Annotated in this window: 16 protein-coding genes; 7 read left to right on the forward strand and 9 right to left on the reverse strand. The window is 69.6% G+C overall.

What is annotated here, in order from left to right; translation table 11 throughout:
- Nucleotides 1–67 precede the first annotated feature (67 nt).
- The 4 genes from boxA to WDZ95_RS04410 all read right to left on the reverse strand — a co-directional run bounded on the left by boxA (nt 68) and on the right by WDZ95_RS04410 (nt 5,575).
- A complete protein-coding gene (boxA, locus tag WDZ95_RS04395) occupies nt 68–1,345 on the reverse strand; it encodes a benzoyl-CoA 2,3-epoxidase subunit BoxA (protein ID WP_425776503.1) in 1,278 nt (425 codons plus the stop codon).
- 6 nt (nt 1,346–1,351) lie between these two features.
- Nucleotides 1,352–2,779, reverse strand: coding sequence for a benzoyl-CoA 2,3-epoxidase subunit BoxB (boxB, locus tag WDZ95_RS04400; RefSeq protein WP_166230640.1), 1,428 nt, complete (start codon nt 2,777–2,779; stop codon nt 1,352–1,354).
- A gap of 88 nt (nt 2,780–2,867) precedes the next feature.
- Nucleotides 2,868–4,526 carry a 2,3-epoxybenzoyl-CoA dihydrolase gene (gene boxC / locus WDZ95_RS04405; protein ID WP_425776506.1) on the reverse strand — a complete coding sequence of 553 codons (1,659 nt, stop codon included), beginning with the start codon at nt 4,524–4,526 and terminating at the stop codon, nt 2,868–2,870.
- 134 nt (nt 4,527–4,660) lie between these two features.
- Nucleotides 4,661–5,575: a helix-turn-helix transcriptional regulator gene (locus WDZ95_RS04410; RefSeq protein WP_425776508.1), complete on the reverse strand. Its 915-nt coding sequence runs from the start codon at nt 5,573–5,575 to the stop codon at nt 4,661–4,663.
- Between the two features lie 144 nt (nt 5,576–5,719).
- On the opposite strand from WDZ95_RS04410, the gene WDZ95_RS04415 reads away from it, so the two are divergent.
- Nucleotides 5,720–7,297: a 3,4-dehydroadipyl-CoA semialdehyde dehydrogenase gene (locus WDZ95_RS04415; RefSeq protein WP_425776510.1), complete on the forward strand. Its 1,578-nt coding sequence runs from the start codon at nt 5,720–5,722 to the stop codon at nt 7,295–7,297.
- 40 nt (nt 7,298–7,337) lie between these two features.
- Nucleotides 7,338–8,915, forward strand: a complete 1,578-nt coding sequence (locus WDZ95_RS04420) for a benzoate-CoA ligase family protein (RefSeq protein ID WP_425776512.1) — start codon at nt 7,338–7,340, stop codon at nt 8,913–8,915.
- A gap of 6 nt (nt 8,916–8,921) precedes the next feature.
- Here the strand turns inward: WDZ95_RS04420 and WDZ95_RS04425 are convergent, their stop codons facing one another.
- Both WDZ95_RS04425 and apbC read right to left on the reverse strand, forming a co-directional pair.
- A complete protein-coding gene (locus WDZ95_RS04425) occupies nt 8,922–9,776 on the reverse strand; it encodes a GNAT family N-acetyltransferase (protein WP_425776514.1) in 855 nt (284 codons plus the stop codon).
- A 132-nt stretch (nt 9,777–9,908) separates the two neighbouring features.
- Nucleotides 9,909–11,000 (reverse strand): iron-sulfur cluster carrier protein ApbC, encoded by a 1,092-nt coding sequence (gene apbC / locus WDZ95_RS04430; RefSeq protein ID WP_166230631.1) that lies wholly within the window; start codon nt 10,998–11,000, stop codon nt 9,909–9,911.
- A 178-nt stretch (nt 11,001–11,178) separates the two neighbouring features.
- Between apbC and metG the strand changes: the two genes are divergently transcribed.
- The gene (gene metG / locus WDZ95_RS04435) at nt 11,179–13,233 is read left to right on the forward strand and encodes a methionine--tRNA ligase (protein ID WP_425776516.1); all 2,055 of its coding nucleotides are present in this window, start codon (nt 11,179–11,181) and stop codon (nt 13,231–13,233) included.
- On the opposite strand, the gene bamE is transcribed toward metG, so the two are convergent.
- Entirely contained in the window at nt 13,234–13,758 is a 525-nt protein-coding gene (gene bamE, locus WDZ95_RS04440; RefSeq protein WP_287467987.1) for an outer membrane protein assembly factor BamE domain-containing protein, read from the reverse strand.
- 77 nt (nt 13,759–13,835) lie between these two features.
- On the opposite strand from bamE, the gene WDZ95_RS04445 reads away from it, so the two are divergent.
- Genes WDZ95_RS04445 through nadB form a run of 4 tightly spaced genes read left to right on the forward strand, consistent with a single transcriptional unit; the run spans nt 13,836 to nt 18,185 of the window.
- Nucleotides 13,836–15,497, forward strand: a complete 1,662-nt coding sequence (locus WDZ95_RS04445; RefSeq protein ID WP_166230627.1) for a SulP family inorganic anion transporter — start codon at nt 13,836–13,838, stop codon at nt 15,495–15,497.
- A 32-nt stretch (nt 15,498–15,529) separates the two neighbouring features.
- Nucleotides 15,530–15,742 carry a DUF3460 family protein gene (locus WDZ95_RS04450; protein WP_166230625.1) on the forward strand — a complete coding sequence of 71 codons (213 nt, stop codon included), beginning with the start codon at nt 15,530–15,532 and terminating at the stop codon, nt 15,740–15,742.
- Entirely contained in the window at nt 15,739–16,596 is an 858-nt protein-coding gene (locus tag WDZ95_RS04455; protein ID WP_166230623.1) for a segregation and condensation protein A, read from the forward strand. Before WDZ95_RS04450 ends, WDZ95_RS04455 begins: the two co-directional genes overlap by 4 nt.
- Nucleotides 16,593–18,185 (forward strand): L-aspartate oxidase, encoded by a 1,593-nt coding sequence (gene nadB / locus WDZ95_RS04460; RefSeq protein WP_166230621.1) that lies wholly within the window; start codon nt 16,593–16,595, stop codon nt 18,183–18,185. Before WDZ95_RS04455 ends, nadB begins: the two co-directional genes overlap by 4 nt.
- A gap of 66 nt (nt 18,186–18,251) precedes the next feature.
- Here nadB and WDZ95_RS04465 read toward each other — a convergent pair whose 3' ends face one another.
- Both WDZ95_RS04465 and WDZ95_RS04470 read right to left on the reverse strand, forming a co-directional pair.
- Nucleotides 18,252–18,635, reverse strand: a complete 384-nt coding sequence (locus WDZ95_RS04465) for a DUF596 domain-containing protein (protein ID WP_425776520.1) — start codon at nt 18,633–18,635, stop codon at nt 18,252–18,254.
- Nucleotides 18,635–25,093 carry a hemagglutinin repeat-containing protein gene (locus tag WDZ95_RS04470; protein ID WP_425776522.1) on the reverse strand — a complete coding sequence of 2,153 codons (6,459 nt, stop codon included), beginning with the start codon at nt 25,091–25,093 and terminating at the stop codon, nt 18,635–18,637. The genes WDZ95_RS04465 and WDZ95_RS04470 overlap by 1 nt, the downstream gene beginning before the upstream one ends.
- Between the last annotated feature and the right edge of the window lie 7 nt (nt 25,094–25,100).

Genomic DNA, 25,100 nt, shown 5'->3' on the forward strand with positions numbered 1-25,100 from the left:
GGACTTTACGCCATCGTCCCGCCCCTGCCCCGGGCCGGGGCCGCATGCCCCGACGACCCGCTAAGGCTCAGTAGGTCTCGAGGTGCAGCCGGCCTTCGCGCTGCAGTGCAGCACCCACGGTTTCCCAATCGAGCCCGGCCTGGGTGGCGATGTCGCGCAGCGCGAGCACCACGCCCTCTTCCATGCTCTTCAGGCCGCACACATAGAAGTGCGCGTTCGGGTCCTTGAGCAGGGCGGCGACGTCGGCCGCGCGCTCGCGCAGCGCGTCCTGCACGTACTTCTTGGGCTGGCCCGGCGTGCGGCTGAAGGCGAGGTTGATGTCGATGAAGTCCTTGGGCAGGTTCTGCAGCGGGCCGAAGTACGGCAGTTCCTGCTGCGTGCGCGCGCCGAAGAACAGCATGAGCTTGCCGCCCTCGAACTTGCCCGAGGCGCGCAGGCGCCGGCGCCACTCGGTCATGGCGCGCATGGGGGCCGAACCGGTGCCGGTGCAGATCATCACGATGTGGCTGCGCGGGTGGTTGGGCATGAGGAAGCTCGCGCCGAACGGCCCGATCACCTCGACCTTGTCGCCCACCTGCAGGTCGCACATGTAGTTGCTGGCCACGCCGCGCACCGGCTTGCCCGAGTGGTCCTCGAGCACGCGCTTGATGGTGAGCGAGAGGTTGTTGTGGCCCGCGCGCTCGCCGTTGCGCGGGCTCGCGATGCTGTACTGGCGCGCGTGGTGCGGCCGGCCTTTTTCATCGACACCGGGCGGGATCACGCCGATGCTCTGCCCCTCGAGCACGGGGAAGGGCATGCTGCCGAAATCGAGCACGATGTGGTGCGTGTCGTACTCGGTGCCCACCTCGGTCACGCGCAGGTTGCCCACCACGGTGGCCGTGACGGTCTTCTGTGCGGCCTTGGGGCCGTAGAGGTTGGTGAACGCGTGGGCGGCCGACCAGGGCGGCAGCGTGGCACCGTAGCGGGTGCTGATGAACTTGTCTTCGGTGGCCGCGGGCGCGGGGCTCGCGGGGGCCGGCGCCGCGGCGGGCGCGGCCTCGGCGACGCCCGCGGCCGCGAGTTCCTCCGCGGGCAGTTCGGCGGGCAGGGACTCCCAGCCGAACTGGTCCTCGATGGAGTACGCGCGCGCCTTGGGCATGGTGCGCCAGTTGTCGATCGAGCCCGTGGGGCACGGCGGCACGCAGGCCATGCACAGGTTGCACTTGTCCGCATCGACGACGTAGTTGTTCGCGTCGTGCGTGATCGCACCCACGGGGCAGGTCGCCTCGCAGGTGTTGCACCGGATGCAGATCTCCGGATCGATCAGGTGCTGCTGGATGACAGCGAGTTCAACGGGCGCATTCATGGGAGGTCAGCCGAAACGGACGTATTCGAAGTCGACGGGTTGGCGGTTGATGCCCATGACCGGCGGTGCGATCCAGTTGGCGAACTTGCCCGGCTCGACCACGCGGCCCATGAGCGAGGCCACGAAGGCGCGATCTTCCGCGGTCGGCAGCCATTCGTCCACCTTGGCGTTCCATTCCGACTCGCTGACCACGCGGCCCTCGGGCGACACCTTCACGCCCGCGAGCGTGCCGATGTTGCGGTGGAAGGCCTTGTGCGGCACCTTGAGGCGGTGCGGCAGACCGGCCTTCTCGATCAGCTTGTTCCAGCGCTCCACGCCGGCCATCGAGTCCTTGATGTAGTCGTCGCGCAGCACTTCGTTGAGCGCGTTGAGCATGGGGACTTCCTTCTCCACCAGCTGGCCGCCCTGCACGTCGAGCACCTTGTAGGTCTGGCCCTTGAGCTTGTGGTCGTCGCTGCGCTTGCCTTCTTCGTAGCGGCCCTTGAGGCCCGAGCTGTAGAAGATGGCGGCGTTGCTCGACTGGTCGGCGCCGAACAGGTCGATGGTGACCGAGTAGTGGAAGTTCAGGTAGCGCTGGATGGTGGGCAGGTCGATCACGCCGGCCGCGCGCAGCTTGGCGGGGTCGTCGGTCTTGAGCTCGTTCATCACCTGGCAGGTGCGCGTGATCACGCGGCCCACGCCCGACTCGCCCACGAACATGTGGTGCGCTTCTTCGGTCAGCATGAACTTGGTCGTGCGGGCCAGCGGATCGAACGCGGATTCGGCCAGCGCGCAGAGCTGGAACTTGCCGTCGCGGTCGGTGAAGTAGGTGAACATGAAGAAGCTCAGCCAGTCGGGCGTCTTCTCGTTGAAGGCCTCGAGGATGCGCGGGTTGTCGGCGTCGCCGCTGTTGCGCTCGAGCAGGGCCTCGGCTTCTTCGCGGCCGTCGCGGCCGAAGTACTTGTGCAGCAGGTAGACCATGGCCCACAGGTGGCGGCCTTCTTCCACGTTCACCTGGAACAGGTTGCGCAGGTCGTACTGGCTGGGCGCGGTCAGGCCCAGGTGGCGCTGCTGTTCGACCGAGGCGGGCTCGGTGTCGCCCTGGGTCACGATGATGCGGCGCAGGTTGGCGCGGTGTTCGCCAGGCACGTCCTGCCAGGCGGCCTCGCCCATGTGGTCGCCGAAGTGGATCTTGCGGTCGGCGTCACCGGGGTTGAGGAAGATGCCCCAGCGGTAGTCGGGCATCTTCACGTGGCCGAACTGGGCCCAGCCCTGCGGGTCCACGCTGACCGCGGTGCGCAGGTAAACGTCGAAGTTCTGCGAGCCCTCGGGGCCCATGTCCTGCCACCACTGCAGGTAGTTGGGTTGCCAGTGCTCGAGCGCGCGCTGCAGCGTGCGGTCTTCAGAAAGGTTGACGTTGTTGGGAATCTTCTCGCTGTAGTTGATGGCGGACATCGCGGTTCTCCTGCGGGTTTCCTGTCGGTGGACTGACCTGCGGTTGCGGCTGGCTCCACCGGAGAACCCACCGCACAACGTTGGTTGATCAGACGCGGTTGAAATCGAACTGGGCCTTGTCGCCCTTGCCGTAGACCTTGAGCGCGCCCTTGTCGCCGACGGCGTTGGGGCGGATGAAGATCCAGTTCTGCCAGGCGGTGAGACGGCCGAAGATGCGCGTGAGCATGTTTTCCTTCTGCGCGAAACGCAGGTTGGCCTCGAGGCCGGTGAGCGCGTCGGGCGACATGGCGGCGCGTTCCTCGATCGCGATGCGTACCTCGTCGGCCCAGTCGATGTCGTCGGGCGAGGAGGTGACCAGGCCGAGTTCGAGCGCAGCGTCGGCGTCGAGCGCCTTGCCCACCGCGGCGCGCACGGCTTCCATGGCCGGGGTCTCTTCGTAGAAGCGGCGCTGCAGGCGCGACTGGCCGTTCACCATGGGCAGCAGGCCCAGGTTGAACTCGCCCAGCGTGATGCGCGGCGCCTTGGCTTCGTCGTCGGGCAGCGCGAGCATGTAGGTGCGGTCGGCGCAGAAGGCCAGCTCGGCCAGCGAGCCCGCGAAGCACGAGCCCTGCTCGATCAGCGCGAACAGGCTGCGCGAGGACACGTCCAGGCGCGCGAAGGTGCGGCGCAGCATGCCGATGGTTTCGCGCACGAACCAGTGGTTCTGGTGGCGCAGCAGCGTGGCGTCGCTGGCCAGCACGGCGGCGGCGTCGCCCTCGGTCTTGATCAGCCAGGTGCCGACGTCGAGCTCGTTGGTGCGCAGGTTGAGGATCGCGTCGTCGAGTTCGCGCGCCATCTGCAGCGGCCACCACGAGGCGCCGGCGGCTTCGATGCCGGCGATGTCGGTGGGTTGCGCGGTCTTGGGCGCCTTCACGGTCAGCGTCGCGGTGCGCTTGGCGCGGTCGATGGCCACGCTCACGTTCGCGTATTCGATGCCGTCGGCGCTGTCGGTGCGCTGCACGCGCGGCAGGGCCACGCCCTGGGCATTGGCGGGGCGGTCGCTCTGCGCGGCCAGGGCCTCGGCGCGCTCTTTCACATGGGCCGCGAACTGCTGCGGCTTGGCGATCGAGTCGACCAGGCGCCAGTCGACGGCCTTCTTGCCGCGCACGCCTTCGCTGGTGGTGCAGAAGATGTCGGCGAGGTCGTGGCGCACGTGGCGCTTGTCGGTCACGCGGGTGAGGCCGCCGGTGCCGGGCAGCACGCCCAGCAGCGGCACCTCGGGCAGGCTCACGGCGCTGCTGCGGTCATCGACCAGCACGATCTCGTCGCAGGCCAGGGCCAGTTCGTAGCCGCCGCCGGCGCAGGCGCCGTTGAGGGCCGCGATGAACTTCAGGCCGCTGTGCTGGGACGAGTCTTCGATGCCGTTGCGCGTTTCATTGGTGAACTTGCAGAAGTTCACCTTCCAGGCGTGGCTGGAGAGGCCGAGCATGAAGATGTTGGCGCCCGAGCAGAACACGCGGTCCTTGAGGCTGGTGACCACCACGCTGCGCACCTGCGGGTGCTCGAAGCGGATGCGGTTGAGCGCGTCGTGCAGCTCGATGTCCACGCCCAGGTCGTAGCTGTTGAGCTTGAGCTTGTAGCCGGGGCGCAGGCCGCCGTCTTCGTCGATGTTGATGGACAGCGTGGCGATGGCGCCATCGACGCTGAGTTTCCAGTGGCGGTACTGGCCGGGTTCGGTGCGGTAGTCGACGGGGGCGGGCTGGCTCATGACGGTCTCCTCGGGGGCTGGGGAGGCAGCGGCACTGGAATGCCGTTGCCTTGAACGTGACCGGAATAATATTGCATGTCTTGCGGCAACGTCAATGCACTTTTGTGCATGTTTCGACCGCCGGTCGGTTTTGTTCAGCCCGACACCAGCGCGCGGACCTCGTCGCGCAGGGCCTGGAAGGCCGCGTCCACGCTGCCGTAGGCGCTGGTGTTGAAGTGCAACTCTGCCTTGGAATAGAAAGCCGAGCGCCCCGCGAGGATGCGCTTGAGGTCTTCCATGGCCTCGCGGCTCGCGGCCATGGGCCGCATGTCGCCCTGCGCCGCCACGCGGCCCATGTGGTCGGCCGGATCGGCCTGCAGCCACACGGTGGTGCAGTGCGCGAGCAGCAGGTTGAAGTTGGCCGCGTCCGACACCAGGCCACCGGGCGTGGCGATCACCACCTCGGGGTAGATCTGGATCGCCTCCTCGAGCGCACGGCGCTCGTAGCGCCGGTAGGCCGGCGTGCCGTACAGCGCGTGGATCTCCTCGATGCTGCAGCCGGCGAACTTCTCGATCTCGCGGCTGAGCTCGATGAAGGCGTAGCCCAGGTCGTCGGCCAGGCGCTGGCCCAGCGTGGACTTGCCCGCACCGCGCAGGCCGATGAGCGCGATGCGCGTGCGCCGCGTGGCGTCGGTGTCGGCCTGGCCCTGGCCCAGCGCGCTGCCGATGGCCATGCGCACGCGGCGCAGGTCGGCCTCGGGGCGACCGGCCAACATCTCGCGGATCAGCAGCCACTCCGGTGAGCTGGTGCTCACGTCACCGATGAGTTCGGCGAGCGGGCACTGCAGCGCCTCGGCCACCTGCAACAGCACCAGGATGGACGCGTTGCCCGTGCCGTACTCGAGGTTGGCGAGGTGGCGCTCGGACACGTCGGCCGCGATCGCCACCGCCTTGCGCGTCATGCCGCGGCGCGAGCGCAGCGTGCGCACGCGCTCGCCCAGCGACACCAGGAATGGATGGCGGTCTTCTTCGACCGGCACGGTCGGGCTGGGGGCGGCTTCGGCGTCCATGGGGGGAGGCGGTGTGAGGGACTCGGGGATGTCCGGGCTTGCCAAATGGCAGAACATGCACTTTAATGCAGGTTCGCGAGCACGCAAGATAGTGCACTTTATCGCTTCAACGGCCCCAACACCAGCCCGGATTTCAGCCCCGCCATGAGCCAGACCCCCCTCCTGCCCAACATCGTCGCCGGTCAAGCCCAATCGGGCCAAGGCGCGGGCACGCCCCTGTTCGACCCGGTGCTCGGCACCGAACTCGTGCGCGTGAGCCGCGACGGCCTGGACGTGGCGAGCGCCTTCCGCTTCGCGCGCGAACAGGGCGGCGCCGCGCTGCGCGCCCTGACCTACCGCGAACGCGCCGGCCTGCTGGCCGCTGTGGTGCAGGTGCTGCAGGCCAAACGCGACGACTACTACGCGATCGCCACCGCCAACTCGGGCACGGTCACGCGCGACTCCGCGGTCGACATCGACGGCGGCATCTTCACGCTCGGCCAGTACGCCAAGTGGGGCGAGAAACTGGGCGATGCGCGCGCCCTGCTCGACGGCGGCCGCATCCGCCTGGGCAAGGACGAAGGCTTTCAGGCCCAGCACCTCCTCTCGCCCACGCGCGGTCTGGCGCTGTTCATCAACGCCTTCAACTTCCCGAGCTGGGGCCTGTGGGAAAAAGCCGCGCCCGCGCTGCTGTCGGGCGTGCCCGTGGTGGTCAAGCCCGGCACGCCCACGGCCTGGCTCACGCAGCGCATGGTGCAGGACGTGGTCGAGGCCGGTGTGCTGCCCGCGGGCGCGCTGTCGGTGATCTGCGGCTCGTCGCACGGCCTGCTCGACGCGCTCGAACCCTTCGACGTGCTGTCCTTCACCGGCTCGGCCGACACCGCCGCGCTGATCCGCGGCCACGACGCCGTGGCCAAGCGCTCGGTGCGCGTGAACATCGAGGCCGACAGCCTCAACAGCGCCCTGCTCGACCCCACGGCCACCGCCGACAGCGAAGCCTTCAAGCTGTTCGTCAACGAGGTCGCGCGCGAGATGACGGTCAAGAGCGGGCAGAAGTGCACCGCGATCCGCCGCGCCTTCGTGCCGCGCGCGCTGTACCAGGCCGCCGCCGACGCGATCGGCGCCAAGCTCGCCAAGACCACCGTGGGCAACCCGCGCAACGAAGCCGTGCGCATGGGCGCGCTGGTGAGCCGCGCGCAGTTCGACAGCGTGCGCGAAGGCCTGGCGCAACTGCTCACCGAAGCCCAGGCGCTGTACGACGGCCGCGGCCAGGCCCTGGTCGACGCCGACCCCGCCGTGGCCGCCTGCGCCCAACCCGTGCTGCTCGGCACCACCGACCCGGCGGCCGCGCGCGTGCTGCACGACGTGGAGGTGTTCGGCCCCGTGGCCACCCTGATGCCCTACGACAGCGAGGCCCAGGCCTATGAGCTGATCCGCCGTGGCCAGGGCTCGCTCGTGGCTTCGGTCTACAGCGCCGACCCGGCTTTCACCGCGCGCGCCGCGCTCGAGCTCGCCGACAGCCACGGCCGCGTGCACGCGATCTCGCCGGAGGTCGCGCAGTCGCAGACCGGCCATGGCAACGTGATGCCGCATTCGCTGCACGGCGGCCCGGGCCGCGCGGGCGGCGGCGAAGAGCTGGGCGGCCTGCGCGCGCTCGGCTTCTACCACCGCCGCAGCGCGGTGCAGGCGCACACCGGTGCGCTCGACGCGCTCGCCGCCAGCGCCACGCCGCTGGCCTTCTGAGCCCGCGCCCGCACACCCACAAGACCCGAGGAGACAAGCCATGACCGCCCCCACCGTGGCCGCGCCGCCGGCGCGCTTCAACTTCGCGCGCCACCTGATCGAGCGCAATGCAGCCCGCGCGGCCAAGACCGCGCTCATCGACGATCAGGGCCGCCTGAGCTACGGCGAACTCGCCGACGCCGTGGCCCGCTTCGGCGCGGCGCTGCGCCAGCTCGGCCTGCGGCGCGAGGAGCGCGTGCTGCTGCTCGCGCACGACAGCAGCGATTGGGTGGTGGCCTTCCTGGGCGCGTTGCACGCGGGCGTGGTGCCGGTGGCCATCAACACCCTGCTGCCCGCCAAGGACATCGCCTACATGCTCGGCGACAGCCGCGCGCAAGCGGCCATCGTCTCGGGCGCGCTGCTGCCCACGCTGCAAGAGGCCATGGCCCAGGGCGGCCATGAGGTGCAGCACCTGATCGTCTCGCGCGGCAGCGCCCTGCCCGCCGGCGCGCACGCCCTCGACGCGCTCGTGAAAGCCGCGCCACCCGCGACCCCCGCCGACACGCATGCCGACGAGCCCGCGTTCTGGCTCTACTCGAGCGGCTCCACCGGCGCGCCCAAGGGCACGGTGCACAGCCAGGCCAACCTCTACTGGACCGCCGAGCTCTATGGCCGCGGCGTGCTGCAGCTGCGCGAGAGCGACACGGTGTTCTCGGCCGCCAAGCTGTTCTTCGCCTATGGCCTGGGCAATGCGCTGAGCTTTCCGCTCAGCGTGGGGGCGAGCGTGGTGCTGATGGCCGAGCGGCCCACGCCGCAGGCCTGCTTCCAGCGCATGACGCAGCACCAGCCCACCGTGTTCTGCGGCGCGCCCACGGGTTACGGCGGCATGCTCGCCAGCCCCGACCTGCCCGCCAGGAGCGCGGTGGCGCTGCGTCTGTGCTCCTCGGCGGGCGAGGCCCTGCCGCAGGACATCGGTGAACGCTGGACGCGTCACTTCGGCGTCGAGATCATCGACGGCATCGGCTCCACCGAGATGCTGCACATCTTCCTGTCCAACGTGCCCGGCCAGGTGCGCTACGGCACCACGGGCTTCCCGGTGCCGGGCTATGCGGTGGAGCTGCGCGGCGAAGACGGCCAGCCCGTGGCCACGAACCCCGACGGCTCGTCGGAGATCGGCGACCTCTACATCCAGGGCCCGAGCGCCGCGCTCATGTACTGGAACAACCGCAGCAAGAGCCGCGACACCTTCCAGGGCGGCTGGACCAAGAGCGGCGACAAGTACCTGCGCAACGCCGACGGCACCTACACCTACGCGGGCCGCAACGACGACATGCTCAAGGTCAGCGGCATCTACGTGAGCCCCTTCGAGGTGGAGGCCACACTGGTGCAACACCCGGCGGTGCTCGAGGCCGCGGTGATCGGCAAGGAGGACAGCGACGGCCTGACCAAGACCAAGGCCTACGTGGTGCTCAAGGCCGGCCAGCAGGCCAGTGCGGCCGATCTCCAGGCCTTCGTGAAGGAGCGCCTGGCGCCCTACAAGTACCCGCGCTTCATCGAGTTCCTCGACGAACTGCCCAAGACCGCCACCGGCAAGATCCAGCGCTTCCGGCTGCGCGAGCGCGAGAAGGCGGCGGGCTGAGCGCGCTCAGCCGATCTCCAGCGCGGTGAGCGCGTACTGGCGTGGCAGGTCGATGCGCGGCGCCGGCCCGCGGTACATGCGCGCGGTGGGAAAGCCCGCCACCATGCCCTGCCGCTCGGCCAGCGCAATGGCTTCGCGGTTGGGTTCGGGAATGTCGAGGTAGACCGGCTCGCGCAGCACCACGCAGCCCAGCAGCGCATCGAGCAGGGCCTCGGCGATGCCGGGCGTGTCGGCGCAGAGCGGGCCGATCTTGTGGCCATTGGCGCAGGCACGCACCACGCCATAGCCCTTGAGCCGCCCGTCCTGCCACCAGCCCAGCGCCATGCCGTAGCGCTGCTGGATCCAGGCCTGCAGGAAGACCGGGCGTGGTTCGGGGTGGAAGGCGCGGTCGTACACGGCCAGCGCCTCGAACGGGATCGCCGTGAGCTTGACGATGCGCGGGTCGCGCGGCTGGGGGCTGCGGCCCACGGCCTGGTAGCGCCGGTTGTGCCAGGCCAGGTCGAAGCCGCTGCGGCGGTAGTTGTGCTGCTGCTCGACCACGCCGTCGAGCCCCACGATGCAGCCGCGCAGGTGCTCGAGTGCGGCCTTCCAGACCGCCATGCCCAACCCCCGGCCGCGCAGGTCGGGCCGCACGATGTACAGGCCCACGAAACCGTAGCTGGTGCCGTAGCGCAGGCCGCTGATGGTGGCCGCGGGCTGGCCGTCGAGGCTGGCCATGAAATGGCCGCGCACGTCGATGGGGTGGAAGATGTCGCCGTCGTGGCGACCGGGATTCCAGCCCTCTTCTTCGGCCCAGCGCAGGGCGGTGCCGAGCTGGGTGCGGTTCATGCGCTGGATCTGGTGGGGGGGCGTGTGCTTCACGGGAGGCCTCCTGCTGCGTCGGAAGCCCCGATGACACCGCAGTCCCCCCCGCGCCTTCCATACCCCCCGGGAGGTATTCGCACCCCCGTGGAAACACCGAGCCCGACGGGCCCGGGGTTGGCCTTCGCGGACTCAGGTGTCCTTGGAGATCTTGATGCTCGGGAACTTCGACGAGAAGTCCTTGGCCTTGGCCGCGATCTTGATGGCCACCTGGCGCGCCACGCCCTTGTAGAGGCCGGCGATCTCGCCATCGGGGTCGGCCACCACGGTGGGCATGCCGCTGTCGGCCTGCACGCGGATGCTCATGTTGAGCGGCAGCGCGCCGAGGTAGTCCATGCCGTACTCGGCCGCCATGTTCTTGCCGCCGTCGGCGCCGAAGATGTGCTCGACGTGGCCGCACTTCTCGCACACGTGCACGGCCATGTTCTCGACGATGCCCAGGATGGGCACGCCCACCTTCTCGAACATCTTGATGCCCTTGCGCGCGTCGAGCAGCGCGATGTCCTGCGGCGTGGTCACGATGACCGCGCCCGTGAGCGGCACGCGCTGCGACAGCGTGAGCTGGATGTCGCCGGTGCCCGGCGGCATGTCGACGATCAGGTAGTCGAGCTCTTTCCAGTTGGTCTGGCGCAGCAGCTGCTCGAGCGCCTGCGTGGCCATGGGCCCGCGCCAGATCATGGCCTCGTCGCGGTCGATCAGGAAACCGATCGAGATGCACTGGATGCCGTAGTTCTCGAGCGGCTCCATGGTCTGGCCGTCGGCACTCTCGGGGCGGCCTTCGATGCCCAGCATCATGGGCTGGCTCGGGCCGTAGATGTCGGCGTCGAGCACGCCCACGCGCGCGCCTTCGGCGGCCAGCGCCAGCGCGAGGTTGACCGCGGTGGTGCTCTTGCCCACACCGCCTTTGCCCGAGGCCACGGCGATGATGTTCTTGACGTTGGGCATGAGCTGCACGCCGCGCTGCACCGCGTGCGCGATGACCTTGGTGCTCAGGTTGACCGAGACGTTCTCGACGCCGGGCACACCGCGCGCGGCCGCGATCAGGGCCTTGCGCAGCGCGGGCATCTGGCTCTTGGCGGGATAGCCCAGCTCGACGTCGAAGGCCACGTCACCGTCGTTGACCTGCAGGTTCTTGAGCGCCTTGGTGGTCACGAAGTCGCGCCCGGTGTTCGGGTCCTGCACGGCCTGCAAGGCTTGCAGCAGGGCTTGTTGGTCGACGGACATGGGGAAATGGCTCCAGGGGAAAGTGGGGTTGTCTGCGCCGGGCCGGGGTGCGGTGGCGGGGCGGTGCTCTGCGGCGGCGCAGAGTCTACCGTCCGGGGGCGGGGGGCGGGATTCACACAAGCGGCGTGCGGTCATCGGCCCACCTAAAATCGCCGGTTCCCCTGAAGAAAGCCCCGCCATGAGCCCGCGCCGCCTGTTCGTCACCACCGCCCTGCCCTACGCCAACGGCCACTTCCACATCGGCCACATCATGGAATACATCCAGGCCGACATCTGGGTGCGGTTCCAGCGCATGCAGGGCCACCAGGTGCATTTCGTCTGCGCCGACGACGCGCACGGCGCGCCGATCATGATTGCGGCCGACAAGGCGGGCAAGACGCCGCAGCAGTTCGTGGCCGACATCGCCGCGGGCCGCAAGCCCTACCTCGACGGCTTTCACATCGGCTTCGACAACTGGCACAGCACCGACGCGCCCGAGAACCACGAGCTCGCGCAGCAGATCTACAAAGACCTGAAAGCCGCCGGCCTGATCGAGACGCGCACCATCGAACAGTTCTTCGACCCCGAGAAGAACATGTTCCTGCCCGACCGCTTCATCAAGGGCGAGTGCCCCAACTGCCACGCCAAAGACCAGTACGGCGACAACTGCGAGGTCTGCGGCAAGGTCTACAGCCCGACTGACCTGATCAACCCCTACTCGGCGCTCTCGGGCGCCAAGCCGGTGCTCAAGCACTCCGAGCATTTCTTCTTCAAGCTCTCCGACCCGCGCTGCCTGGCCTTCCTCAAGCAGTGGACCACGAGCGGCGCGGTGCAGCCCGAAGTGCTCAACAAGATCAGCGAGTGGATCGCGCCCGACGAGAACGGCCAGACCAAGCTCGGCGACTGGGACATTTCGCGCGACGCGCCCTATTTCGGCATTGAAATCCCCGACGCGCCGGGCAAGTACTTCTACGTCTGGCTCGACGCGCCCGTGGGCTACCTGGCCTCGCTCAAGAACTGGCTGGGCAAGCAGGGCATGGACTACGCCGCCTTCATGGCCGACCCGGCGACCGAGCAGTTCCACTTCATCGGCAAGGACATCATCACCTTCCACACGCTGTTCTGGCCGGCCATGCTGCACTTCAGCGGCCGCAAGACGCCCAACGCGGTGTTCGTGCACGGCTTCCTCACCGTGAACAACGGCGAGAAGATGAGCAAGAGCCGCGGCACCGGGCTCGACCCGCTCAAGTACCTGCAGCTCGGCATGAACCCCGAGTGGCTGCGCTACTACCTGGCCGCCAAGCTCAGCGCGCGCAACGAAGACATCGACTTCAACCGCGAAGATTTCCTGCTGCGCGTCAACAGCGACCTGATCGGCAAGTTCATCAACATCGCGAGCCGCGCGGCGGGCTTCATCGCCAAGCGCTTCGAGGGCCGGCTCGGCGCGGCCTCGGCCGACGGTGCCGCGCTGCTGCAAGCGCTGCAGGCGCGCGCCGAGGCCGTGGCCACGCTGTTCGACACGCGCGAGTACGGCAAGGCGCTGCGCGAGGTCATGGCGCTGGCCGATCAGGTCAACGCCTACGTCGACCAGAACAAGCCCTGGGAGCTCGCCAAGCAGGAGGGCCAGGACGCGCGGCTGCACGACGTGTGCAGCACCTGCATCGAGGCCTTCCGCCTGCTCACGCTCTACCTCAAGCCCGTGCTGCCCGCCCTGGCCGCGCAGGTCGAGGCTTTCCTGCGGGTGGCGCCCATGCAGTGGGCCGACGCCGCCCGCCTGCTCGGCGCGGGCCACGCCATCCAGCCCTACCAGCACCTGATGCAGCGCGTGGACGTGAAGCAGCTCGACGCCCTGTTCGAGCCGCCGCCCGCGCCCGTGGAGGCCGCGCCCGTGCCCGGTGGCGAGCCGATCGCCGACACCATCACCATCGACGACTTCGCCAAGATCGACCTGCGCATCGCGCAGATCGTCGAGTGCGAGCGCGTGGAAGGTTCGACCAAGCTGCTGCGCCTCACGCTCGACGTGGGCGAGGGCAAGACCCGCAACGTCTTCAGCGGCATCGCCAGCGCCTACCAGCCCGAGCAGCTCAAGGGCAAGCTCACCGTGCTGGTGGCCAACCTGGCGCCGCGCAAGATGAAGTTCGGCGTGAGCGAAGGCATGGTGCTGGCCGCGAGCCACGCCGACGAAAAAGCCGCGCCCGGCATCTACGTGCTCGAGCCCGGCCCGGGCGCGCAGCCGGGCATGCGGGTGCGCTGATCAGCGCTTCTGCAGATCCGGGTCGGGCATGGTCCCGGTCTTGATCACGCGCAGGTCGCGGTTGAAGGCCACGCTGAAGAGCATGGGCTCGGTGCCGCCCTTGGGCTGGAAGCGCCAGTCCTGGTGTGTCTCGCCGCTCAGGGCGTAGGTCTGCACCTTTCGCGGCTTGCCCAGCAGGCGGCGCACCTGCTCCATGGCCATGCCCGGTTGCACCTGGGCGAAGGTTTCTTCATTGAGCACCTGCGCCACCTTCACCAGCACGCCGTCGGCGCCGATGGTGATCATGTAGTTCACCACGCCCTCGGGCTGGCGGTTGTACTCGTAGACCTGCGCGCCATCGGCGCCGTCCCACACCGCTTCGGGCTGGCCGAATTTCTCGCGCACGTCGGCCTCGGTGGACACGCCGGGTTCGAGCTCGGCGATGTTCTGCAGGTCGCAGGCGCCCACGAAACCCACCGCGGCCAGGGTGGCGGTGATCAAACGGCCCAGGCGCCACCAGGCGCTGCGCGTGTCGGCTCGGCTCATGCGGTCTCCAATGGTCTCGGGCGGCCAGTGTAGGCCGGCACCCGGGGCTGCGCGTTGCCATCGGTAACATGCGGGGCATGACCGGCCTGCCCCCGCTCGCCCCGTTCCGCCCGCGCCTGCTCGCCGTGCTGCGCGGCTACGACAGGGCGCGCTTCGGCCGCGACCTGGGCGCCGGGGTCACGGTGGGCATCGTGGCGCTGCCGCTGGCCATGGCCTTCGCCATCGCGAGCGGCCTGCCGCCCCAGGCCGGGCTGTGGACGGCCATCATCGGCGGCCTGCTGGTGGCCATGCTCGGCGGCACCTCGGTGCAGATCGCCGGGCCCGCGGGCGCGTTCATCGTCATCGTCTACGGCATCGTCGAGCGCTACGGCGTGGCCAACCTGCTGATCGCCACCGCGAGCGCGGGCGTGTTGCTGTTCCTGCTCGGCCTGTTCCGCCTGGGCGCGCTGGTGCGCTACGTGCCCGTGAGCGTGGTGATCGGCTTCACCAACGGCATCGCGGTGCTGATCGCGTTCTCGCAGCTGCGCGACCTGCTGGGCCTGCAGGTCGACAAGATGCCCGCGAGCTTTTTCGGGCAGATGCGCGTGCTGGCCACGCACGCCGGCGGCATCAACCCCTGGGCGCTCGCGCTGGGCACGCTGTGCGTGCTGGGCCTGGTGCTGTGGCCGCGCCTGTGGGCCATGGACTCGCGCTTTCGCCGCCGCATCGAGCGGCTCGACGTGCCCGGTGCGCTGCGCGCGACCTCGCGCATTCCGGGCCCGGTGGTGGCGCTGGTGACGCTGTCGCTGCTGGCCTGGGCGCTGGAGCTGCCGGTGGAGACCATCGGCACGCGCTTCGGCGGTATTCCCCAGGGCCTGCCCGCGTTCGCCTTGCCCGATTTTTCGTGGGAAACCGTGCGACTGCTGGTCACGCCCACGCTCACCATCGCGCTGCTCGGCGCGGTGGAGTCGCTGTTGTGCGCGCGCGTGGCCGACCAGCTCAGCACCACGCCCAAGCACGACCCGAACCAGGAGCTCATGGCCCAGGGCGTGGCCAACCTCGTGGTGCCCTTCTTCGGCGGCATGCCGGTCACGGGCACCATCGCGCGCACCGTCACCAACATCCGCGCCGGCGCAGGCTCGCCGGTGGCGGGCATGGTGCACTCGGCCACGCTGGCGCTGGTGGTGCTGGTGGCCGCGCCGCTGGCCTTCCACATCCCGCTCGCGGTGCTCGCGGGCGTGCTGCTGTTCGTGGCCTGGAACATGGGCGAATGGCGCGAGTTCGCGCGGCTGCGGCACTTCAGCAACCACTACCGGCTCATGCTGCTGAGCACCTTCGCCGTCACCATCGTGTTCGACCTCACGGTGGCCGTGGAGCTGGGTCTGGTGCTGGCCGTGGTGCTGTTCGTGCGGCGCCAGCAGGCGCTATTCCGGGTGGAGCCCGTGGTGAGCGCCGAGGGGCGCCAGACCTGGCGCCTGTATGGCTCGCTGTTCTTCGGCAACGTCACCCGCATCGACCCGCTGATCGCGGCCGCCGAGGCCAGCCCGGGCCCGCTGCACCTCACGCTGGACGCGCAGTTGCTGGTGTCGCTCGACACCACCGGCCTGGACGCGCTCGAGCAGTTGCGCAAGGCCCTGGGGAGGCGCGGCGGGCGGCTGGAGCTCACGGGTCTGCAGCCGCAACCGGCCTCGCTGATCCAGCGCTCGGGCTTCGCGGCCCGGCTGGCCGAGGGCACCGAGGGGTCGGGGCACGGCCGGTAAAATCGCGGGTTTCCTGTTCCGGACGCCCCGCCATGTCCTTCTTCCGCCGCCCCGACTACCGCTCCGAGACCACCGAGTTCATCGACCAGCTCAAGGCCAGCAAGCCCGGCCTGGAACAGCGCCAGCGCGAGGGCCGCAACCTGCTGTGGGACAAGACCATCGACCGCGAATTCGCGGCCGAAGCCCAGGCGGCCCGCGTGGCGCAGAAGCCCTACGTCTACCAGACCGAGCCTGGCTTGAAGTGAGCCAGGAGCCCGCGCCGTCCCTCGACGAGGCCCCCCAGGGCCTGGACGAGGTGCTGCCCAGTGTGGTCGACGGCGTGGCGCTTGCGCGGCTCTACGGCGAGCCGCTGTTCAAGCTGCCGCAGGACCTCTACATCCCGCCCGACGCGCTGCGCGTCTTCCTCGAGGCCTTCGAGGGCCCGCTGGACCTGCTGCTCTACCTGATCCGCAAGCAGAACTTCAACATCCTCGACATCCCGATGGCGGGGGTGACGCGCCAGTACCTCACCTACGTCGAGGAAATCCGCGCACACAACCTCGAACTCGCGGCCGAGTACCTGCTGATGGCCGCGATGCTGATCGAGATCAAGTCGCGCATGCTGCTGCCGCCCAAGAAAACGGCCGAGGGCGAAGAGGCCGAAGACCCGCGCGCCGAACTCGTGCGCCGCCTGCTCGAGTACGAGCAGATGAAGCTCGCGGCGCAGCGCCTGACCGAGGTGCCGCAGTACGGGCGCGACTTCCTGCGCGCCCAGGTCTACGTGGAGCAGGCCCTGGTGCCGCGCTTCCCCGACGTCAACCCCATCGACCTGCAGAGCGCCTGGCGCGACATCCTCAAGCGCGCCAAGCTCGTGCAGCACCACAAGATCAGCCGCGAAGAGCTCTCGGTGCGCGAGCACATGAGCATCGTGCTGCGCCAGTTGCAGGGGCGCCAGTTCGTCGAGTTCGGCGAGCTGTTCGACGTCAGCCGCGGCCAGCCCGTGCTGGTCGTGACCTTCATTGCCATGCTCGAGCTCGCCAAGGAAACCCTGATCGAGCTCACCCAGGCCGAGGCCTTCGCACCAATCTACGTGCGCCTCGCCTACACCCCCGCATCATGAGCCTCCAACACTTCGACGTCCTGGTCATCGGCAGCGGCCTCGCCGGGCTCAGCACGGCCCTGCACCTGTCGGCCACGCACCGCGTGGCCGTGATCACCAAACGCGCGCTGCTCGACGGCTCGAGCAACTGGGCGCAGGGCGGCATCGCCGCGGTGCTCGCCGAGGGTGACAGCTACGCCTCGCACGTGGAAGACACGCTGGTGGCCGGCGCCGGCCTGAGCGACCGCGAGGCCACCGAGTTCACGGTGGAGAACGCGCCCGCGGCCATCGCCTGGCTGCGCGAGCTCGGTGTGCCGTTTTCCACCGAAGCCGGTGAACTGCACCTCACGCGCGAAGGCGGCCACAGCCACCGGCGCATCGTGCACGCGGCCGACGCCACGGGTGCCGCGGTGCAGGCCACGCTGGTCGAGCGCGTGCGCCGCACGCCCAACATACAGATCTTCGAGCACCACATGCTGGTCGATCTGATCACCGACCGCCGCGTGCCCGGGGCCAGCCAGGAGCGCCGCTGCTTCGGCGCCTACGTGCTCGACACCGTGGCCGACGAGGTCGTGACCTTCTCGGCGCGGCACACCGTGCTTGCCACGGGCGGCGCGGGCAAGGTCTACCTGTACACCACCAACCCCGACACCGCCACGGGCGACGGCATCGCCGCGGCCTGGCGCGCGGGCTGCCAGGTGGCGAACATGGAGTTCATCCAGTTCCACCCCACCTGCCTGTACCATCCGCACGCCAAGAGCTTCCTGATCACCGAGGCGGTGCGCGGCGAGGGCGGCCTGCTCAAGCTGCCGCCGCACCTGGGTGGCCACCGCTTCATGCCCGACCACGACCCGCGCGCCGAGCTCGCGCCGCGCGACGTGGTGGCGCGCGCGATCGACCACGAGATGAAGAAGCACGGTCTCGACTGCGTGCACCTGGACATCTCGCACCAGAGCCCCGAGTTCCTGCGCGAGCACTTCCCCAACATCCTCGCGCGCTGCGCCGAGCTCGGCATCGACATCACGAAAGAGCCCATTCCCGTGGTGCCGGCCGCGCACTACACCTGCGGCGGCGTGGTGACCGACCTCGACGGCCGCACCGAGATCGCGGGCCTGTATGCGGTGGGCGAGACCACCTGCACCGGCCTGCACGGCGCCAACCGGCTCGCGAGCAACTCGCTCGTGGAGTGCATGGTGTTCGCCCAGGCCGCGGTGGGCGCCATCCGCGGCACGCCTGCGCCGCAGCCGCCCGCACTGCCCGAGTGGGACGACAGCCGCGTGACCGACGCCGACGAGATGGTGGTGATCTCGCACAACTGGGACGAATTGCGCCGCTTCATGTGGGACTACGTGGGCATCGTGCGCACCAACAAGCGTCTGGAGCGCGCGGCACACCGCATCACGCTGCTGCAGCGCGAAATCCACGAGTTCTACGCGCAGTTCCACGTCACGCGCGACCTGCTCGAGCTGCGCAACCTGGTGCAGGTGGCCGATTTGATCGTGATGTCGGCCATGCTCCGGCACGAAAGCCGCGGCCTGCACTTCAGCCGCGACTACCCGGGGCTGCTGCCCGAGGCGAAGCCGACGATTCTGGTGCCGCCGGCGCGGTGATTGGCGCCTCGGTTTGGCCGGTTCATTCGGCCGGTGTCGAGCGCGCCTGAGCAGGCATCCAAGTCTTCAATCGGCGATCTGGTAGCTGCCGTCTGCCTGGCGCCAGGCCACGCCGGCGGGACATTCATCGTCAAAGAACCACCAGTAGAAATCTTCATAGCCAGATTTCTTTTCACTCTCAGGAAACGCCCGCCGGAACATCTCCACCTGTTCGTCGATTGGAGACTCATAGAACACGCCGTTCTTGTGCAGCTTGATGTGGCCTTCGCGTAGGAGGCGTTCCAACAGCCAAAAAAAGGACTGACTCCTCGATTCGAAGTCGCCAATCAATGCCTGCGGAACATTTGTCCAACCGCGATGCAATGGAGCGAGTAACTCCCATAAGGCATCTAGGCTTGAACCATTGCACTTTTCGACCGCAAGGCGATGAAGTTGTTGGGTAGCGAGCATCATTGAAACTTCAGTTCGTATTTGGGGAGCTCGTTCCGACGAGCCAACGGACCAAGTACATCCACCGTCCACCGACTCACATTACTGCTGGAGACCGAGCGCACATTGATCGTCGTGCCATCTGCAAGCGTGGCTGACCATCGACCCTCAAGAGGAACGCCATTTCGCATCACCGGCTGAACTGGCGCCCCGCCCGCCAACTCCTTCGCATACCCAAACACCTGCGTCTCCAGTTGCGCGTCAGTCAAGCCGCTGGTGTCAAACGTTTTGGTGGTGCCAGCGGGGTTGGTGGTGGCAGCGTAGCGCGTTCCCGCCAGGGTAACGCTGTTGTCGGCCTGCTGTTTGTCAAACAGATCCACCAGTTCGCCCATGCGCCGCTCTTGCTGCAGCGCCGCTTTCTGCTGAGCCACGGCTTTGAGGGTGGCGCTCAGCTCCTGCGCCGCAGCTTTCTCCGACGCACTGAGCGTTCGCCCCAGCTGTTGCCCCAGCGACTCGGTTAATGACGCTGGTGTGATCGCGCCCGAGGCTATGCCCGCCGCTGTGTCGGCCGTGATCAGGCCGAGCTGCACCGCCTTGTCGGGGTTGACCAGGGCCCAGGTCAACAGCGCAGGGCTGGTCCCCGCCAGCGCGATCAGCGATGCGCCAGCGCCAGCGCCCAGCGTCAAGTTGGTCAACACCTCCCGCTGTCGGTCGTCCCGTGCCAAACCTGCCGCGATCGCCTGCGCCCCCGGCAGCTTCAAGCCGTTGTCGATGTAGAAGTCGGCCAGCGCGGGCAGGCTGTCTGCGTACATCTGCATCGCAGCCTTCTGATCGGGCGTGGCATAGAACATGTAGCCTGGACCGCTGTTGCCGCTCGAAGGCAACATGCCTTTGGCCTGCGATAGAAAGGCGCTGGCAGACGCATCCCACTCGCCTTCAACACCGAACTGCACCTGTCGATAGGCCTGTTGCGCCAGCCGCCGCTGCGCCTCTTCTTCGCTGATGCCTTGCTGCGCGGCGTAGCGGCGGGCGTTGTCTTTGATCCATTGCGTCTCGCTCGGATGCAACTGCCGGTTGTTCAAGTCCGCGCCAAACGCGGCGCCCCCTGTTGCCATGCCTCCGGTGACCCCAGCGGTCAGGCCCACGCCAGCGGCCACGCCCAGGCCCGAGATGCCTTTGGCCACATTGGCGTCCATGCCTGCGCTTTCCAACGCACGCTGCATCTGGTCCTGAAGGTCGTTGAGCGCCGGTGCCGTCAGGCTGGCCGCGCCGGCACCCGCGGCCGCGCCCGCCCCGCCTGCGATGCCAGCGATCACCGCGTGCCCTGCCGCGCGGTACGCGCCGCCTTCGTCCCACTGCTCGGCCTCGGCCAGCAGTCGGGCGCGGGCCGGGTCGTTCGCGTCCAGTTGGGCCGCCTGTTGCTTCTTTTGATCGCGCTGCTGGTCCGCCAGGTCGCCCCAGCCCTTGGCCAGCACAGGCATGGCGTTTTGCGTGATGGCCACCTGCGCCTGAACTTCGGTCCTGACCTTGTTCTTGTCGAAGATCGGCGCGATGCCGCTTTCGGCATCGCCGGTTCGCGCCTGCGGGTTGCCCGCGATGCCTGAGATGGCGGCCTGGGTGGTGCTGCGGGCTTCGCCCTGGTCACTGCCCCAGCCCACGCCGCCGGGGCGCTTCACTTCCTTGAGCGGCTGACCGTCTGGCCCGACCACTGGCGTCCCGTCGCGGTGCTTTTGGTCCTCCACGCTCACGCCCGCACTCACACCCCAGCCTTCGGCCTTGAAGCGCGCCGTGTTCTGCACGTCCTGCAGTTCGGCCCCGCCTTCGCTCTCAAAGCGGTTCCTGCCGGCCTCCACCGCCGCCTGGGTGCTGGTGATGGCGCCGCCGTTCAGCGTGGTCTTGCCCTTGACGTGGACGTCGAAGCCGCCGTTGCCCGCGCGCAGGCCGCTCTGCTCGCCGACGCTGGCGTAGTCGCTGTCGATGCGGGTGCCGCTGGCGCTGAGCGAGCCCCCGGTGACCGCGCCGGCGCCGAAGCTCACGCTGCCGCCCGCTTGCTGGCTGCGTTCCCGGTAGCGCAGGTGGTCCTGCGGGCTGTCGATGCGCAGGTCGCCGCCGATGTCGGCCTGCACCCGCTCGGCGCTCACCACCGCACCGGCCAAGGTCGTGTCGCCGCCCGATTCGATGACCACCTGCTGGCCCGCCTCCACATGGCTGTTGCGGTGGGTGAGCATCTCGCCTTCGGCATGGCCCTTGCCCGCGCTCGCACTGGCGGTGATGCCGAAACCCGCACCCCCGCCGCCCAGCGCAAAGCCGACGCCGACGCTGGCCGACTGGTTGCGGCTGTCGGTGCGCTCGTGCACCGTGTTTTCGGCCGCGCGCAGCTCGACATCGCCGTCGGCCTTGAGCCGCGCGGTCGTGCCCGCGCGGATGTCGCTGCCGCGCACGACGATGTCGCTGTCCGCACCCGCGCCGCTGGCAATCAGGTTCACCCGCCCGCCCGCGCTCACGCGGCTGGCTTGCGCGGTCTGTGCGCTGCCTTCGGTGGTGCTCTGGCTGCTCGAGCCGCCGATGCTGATGTTCAGGCTGATGCCCGAGGCCCCGCCGCCCGCGGCCTGCGACGCCGCGCTCACGGCCTGCGCGGTCTGCAGCCCGGCCGTGGCCACGCCCAGGGCCTGCATGCGCCGGTCGTCGGTCTTGCCGATGCCTTCCACGCTGTCGGCCACACCCTGCATGGCCTCGACGACCGCGCCGCTCACACCGATCGAGATGCCGCCCTGGCGCGCCTTGTCCTGCTGCCAACGCTGTTCGGTGGTGGTGGTGTCGGTGATGGCGATGGAGCGGGCGCGCACATCGATGTCGCCCGCACCGGTCAACACGTCGGAGCCGCTCTGCTCGTAGGCGCCCCCGGCCCGGATGTCGACGTTGCCGGCAATCGCCCCCAGGGTGCTGCCCGCGGCCCCGGTGCCGTTGCTGCGCTGCTCGCGGCTCTGCTGCTCGCTGCCCAGCGTGACGCCGGCGTTGCCGCCGAACACGCCATGGGTCGTTTCTTCGTTGAAGCGCTCGTGGCGCTCGGTGGTGGCCTGGCTGGTCACGCGCACATCGCGCCCGGCACCGACCTGCAGGTTCTCGTCCGCCACCACGTCAGAGCCTTGCACGCGCACGTCGCGCCCGGCGTTCAGGCTCACCTGTCGGCCACCCAGGGCGCTGCCCTGGGCCTGGGTGTGGGCGTCGAGCCGGCGGGTTTCGGTGCTGGTTGCGCCCATGAAATCGCCGTCGCTGGCGTGCAGGCCGTGCGCCACCTCGTAGCGCGCTTCGCCCGCGGCGATGTTCAGGTCGCGCCCGGCATCCACCTGCAGATCGCCGTCGGCCTGCACCTGGGCCGCGCGCAGGTTCGCGTCGCGGCCGGCCGACAGCGCGACGGTCTTGCCGCCCACCACGGTGCCCGCCTCGGCGCTGCGGGCCACCCGGCCGTAGTTGCGCTCGTCGCGCGTGGCATCGAGGTTCTCGTGGGTGTCGACGGTGCCCAGGCTCAGGTCGCGCCCGGCCTGCAGGCCCACCCGGTCGCCCTGCACGGCCGCGGCGTTCAGGGCCAGGTCGCGGCCGGCCTGGGCCAGCAGCACACCCGCTTCGCCCGTCACCTGCAGCCGGGCCACCCGGTCGCGCAGCGCCACCTGCCCATCGGCGCTCGCGCTGGTGGTGCTGCTCACCTGCAGGTCGCGCCCGGCCTCCACCACCAGGGCATCGCGGGCCGTGAGCGCACCGCCGTCGACGGCGATGTCCTGCATGGTGCGCACGGCCGTGATGCCCTGGCTGCCGATGCGCCCGCTGCTGCGCACGCCTTGCGCGTCGATGAGCACCAGGTCGCGGCCGGCCACCGTGCCGCCGTTGACGAGCTCGCCGCTCAGATCGAGCTGCACCGTCTGGCCGGCCAGCAGCGCGCCCTCGGGCGAGAGATCGCCCGCGCGCGGCCGCAGGTACACGCGCGGCACCAGCGCGGTGGCGGTGCGCCCGTCGGGCAGCGTGACGGTCTGGGCTTCGAGCCAGACGATGTCGCTGGTGAGCGCGGCCACCTGCCCGGCGCTGAGCGCGATGCCGGGGCGCAGTTCGTGCGCCTGCGCAAAGGTGGCGCCGGCCTCGAGCAGCGCGCGGTACTGCGCTTCGTCGTCGTCGAAGCCGTCCAGCCGGCGCTGACCGGTGCGGGTGCCGATCTGCTCGCCGACCAGCCGTTGCTCGATGAAGCCATCGCCCAGGCGCGGGGCCAGCGCATGGGCGTCCAGGCCGAGCAGCGCGAGCTGCAGGCCGGCGTCGAGCCACTGGCGCCGGTCGGTGAAGCGGGGATCGGTTTCGTAGAGATGGCCCGCCGCCGAATCGGCCACCGGCGCGAACAGCGCGCTGCCGAGGTCGATCGGCAACGCGGTGGGGGCATCGGGCGCGGCCTGCGCGACGCGGCCCACCGGGGCCTTGAGGGTGGTCGGCAGCGACTGGTCGACCGGGGTGGCCACCCAGCCGAACTCGGTGTCGCATTCGATCGCATTGCAGGTGTGGTCGACGACGCCCCAGGTGAGGGCGGTGCCCAGGCGCGTGATGCGGGCGGACACCTCGGTGGCCCGGTTGTCCACGCTCACGCCCGGCAGCCGCAAGGCCCCGCCCGCGACGATGGCGCTGTCCTGGTTCAGCAATGGCCCGCCCACGTCCAGGCGCATCTGCCCGCCCGCGAGGATCTGCCCGGGCTCGCTGTGCAGGGTGCGCAGCGCCGGCCGGCGCTCCACCACGGTTTGCTGGATGTCGAACGGCAGCAGCTCGCTGTTGATGGCGGCGCGCAGCGCGGCGAGCTTCTCGCCCAGCGCCACCCACGGCGCGGCCTGGGCCTGCCACTCGGCCAGCGCCTTCGGGTCGACCGTCTGGTTCCAGGGCGTGTCGCTGCCCTGAGGCGGCCGGGGCATGGGGCCGGGGGGCCCGCCCGCGGGCGGCGTCACGTCCAGCGCGGCCCAGATCGGGTCGTCGCGGGTGTAGGCAAACCGGGCGTCCTGCCACACCTGCCCCTCGCTGTCGCCACTGCCGACGCTCACCCAGCCCGCGGCCTCGAACGGTTCGGGGCCGTGGTACCAGGTGCTGTAGACCGGGTCGGCCCAGGCGCTGCCCTTGCGCAGGATCCAGGCGCGGCCCTGGCGGGTGTAGTCGTCACCGCCCGACAGGCCGTAGGGCTTGACCGCCATCCACGCCACCGCTTGCGCGTCGACCTCGCCGGCGGGCGTGAAGTACAGCGTGCGGCCCACCCCCTCGCCCTCGATGACCTCGGTCTGCAGGTGGTCGTTGGCATTGAGCAGGCTGCCCGCGCGGACATCGAGATCGCCCAGGGCCTCGATGCGCGCCGAACGGTTCTCGAGCCGGCCCGTGGTCAGGGCCATGTCGCCGCCGCTGAGCAGCAGCGCGCCGCGCCGGTTGCTGATGCGCTCCTGCGCGTCGATGGTGAGCGGGCCGCGCGCCGCGATGACCGCGCCTTCGCCGTTGTCGAGCACGCCGGTGCGGATCGCCACCGCGCCCCCGAGCACCTGGCCGCGGTTGTCCACGCGGGCCGTGTCGATGTCGACCGTGTCACCGCCCAGCACCGTGCCGGTGTTGACGAGCTGCCCGTCGGCGCGCAGTTGCAGCCGGCCCTGGGCGTTGAGCGCGCCCCGGTTGTTCACGCCCAGCCCGGCCTCGGTGCCGCGCAGGTAGATGTGCCGCGCGTACATGCCACCGATGGCCGCCACATCGAGCAGGAAGTCGGGCGCCGCGCCGGTGGCGGCCAGGGCTTGCGCCGTGGCCGCATCGCCCGAGGCCAGGGCCCGCACCGCGTTGCTGCCGGTGACCACCGTGAGCCGGTTCGCCCACAGGCCGCCATTGACGGCCATGGCCCGGGCCAGGATGCGGGCGTGGTCGGCGCTGCTGAGGTCCAGCCCCAGCTCGCCGATGGACACGCTGCCGCCGGTGACGCGAAACGCCTCGAGCGCGCCATCGGTGATGACCGGTGTGCCGGTGACGAGGGTGACGCCCTGCGCATTGATGAACCGGCCGCCGTTGACGCTCAGGCCGGCCGGGTTGGCCACCACCACCTCGGCCCGCTGCCCCGCCACCTCGATCGGCCCGTTGAGATAGCTGGGGTTCTGCGAATTGACCTGGTTGACGATGACGCGGGCGGGCGCATTGCCCAGCCAGGGGTTGCCCGGCACCCAGCCGGCGAGCTGGGTGTTGGAAGCACTCGACCCGTTGTTGAGGACCACCCCGCCCGGGCCGATGTCGAACTGGCTGTAGCGGTTGAACGAGACCCCGCTCGCACTCGGCGTCTGGATGTTGACCAGGGGCACGCCGTTGGCGGCGCCGAGCACGGTGGGCCGCTGGTGCCCGGGGGCGCTGCGGTCGACCAGGATCTGGGCGTGGAGCGCGGCCCCGGCGGACAGCAGGAGCGCAAGCAGAAGGCGGCGAGGCGGCGTCGGGTTCATGGGGCGT

The organism is Hydrogenophaga sp. T2, assembly GCF_049843535.1.
In the GTDB taxonomy this organism is placed as follows: domain Bacteria; phylum Pseudomonadota; class Gammaproteobacteria; order Burkholderiales; family Burkholderiaceae_C; genus Hydrogenophaga; species Hydrogenophaga crocea.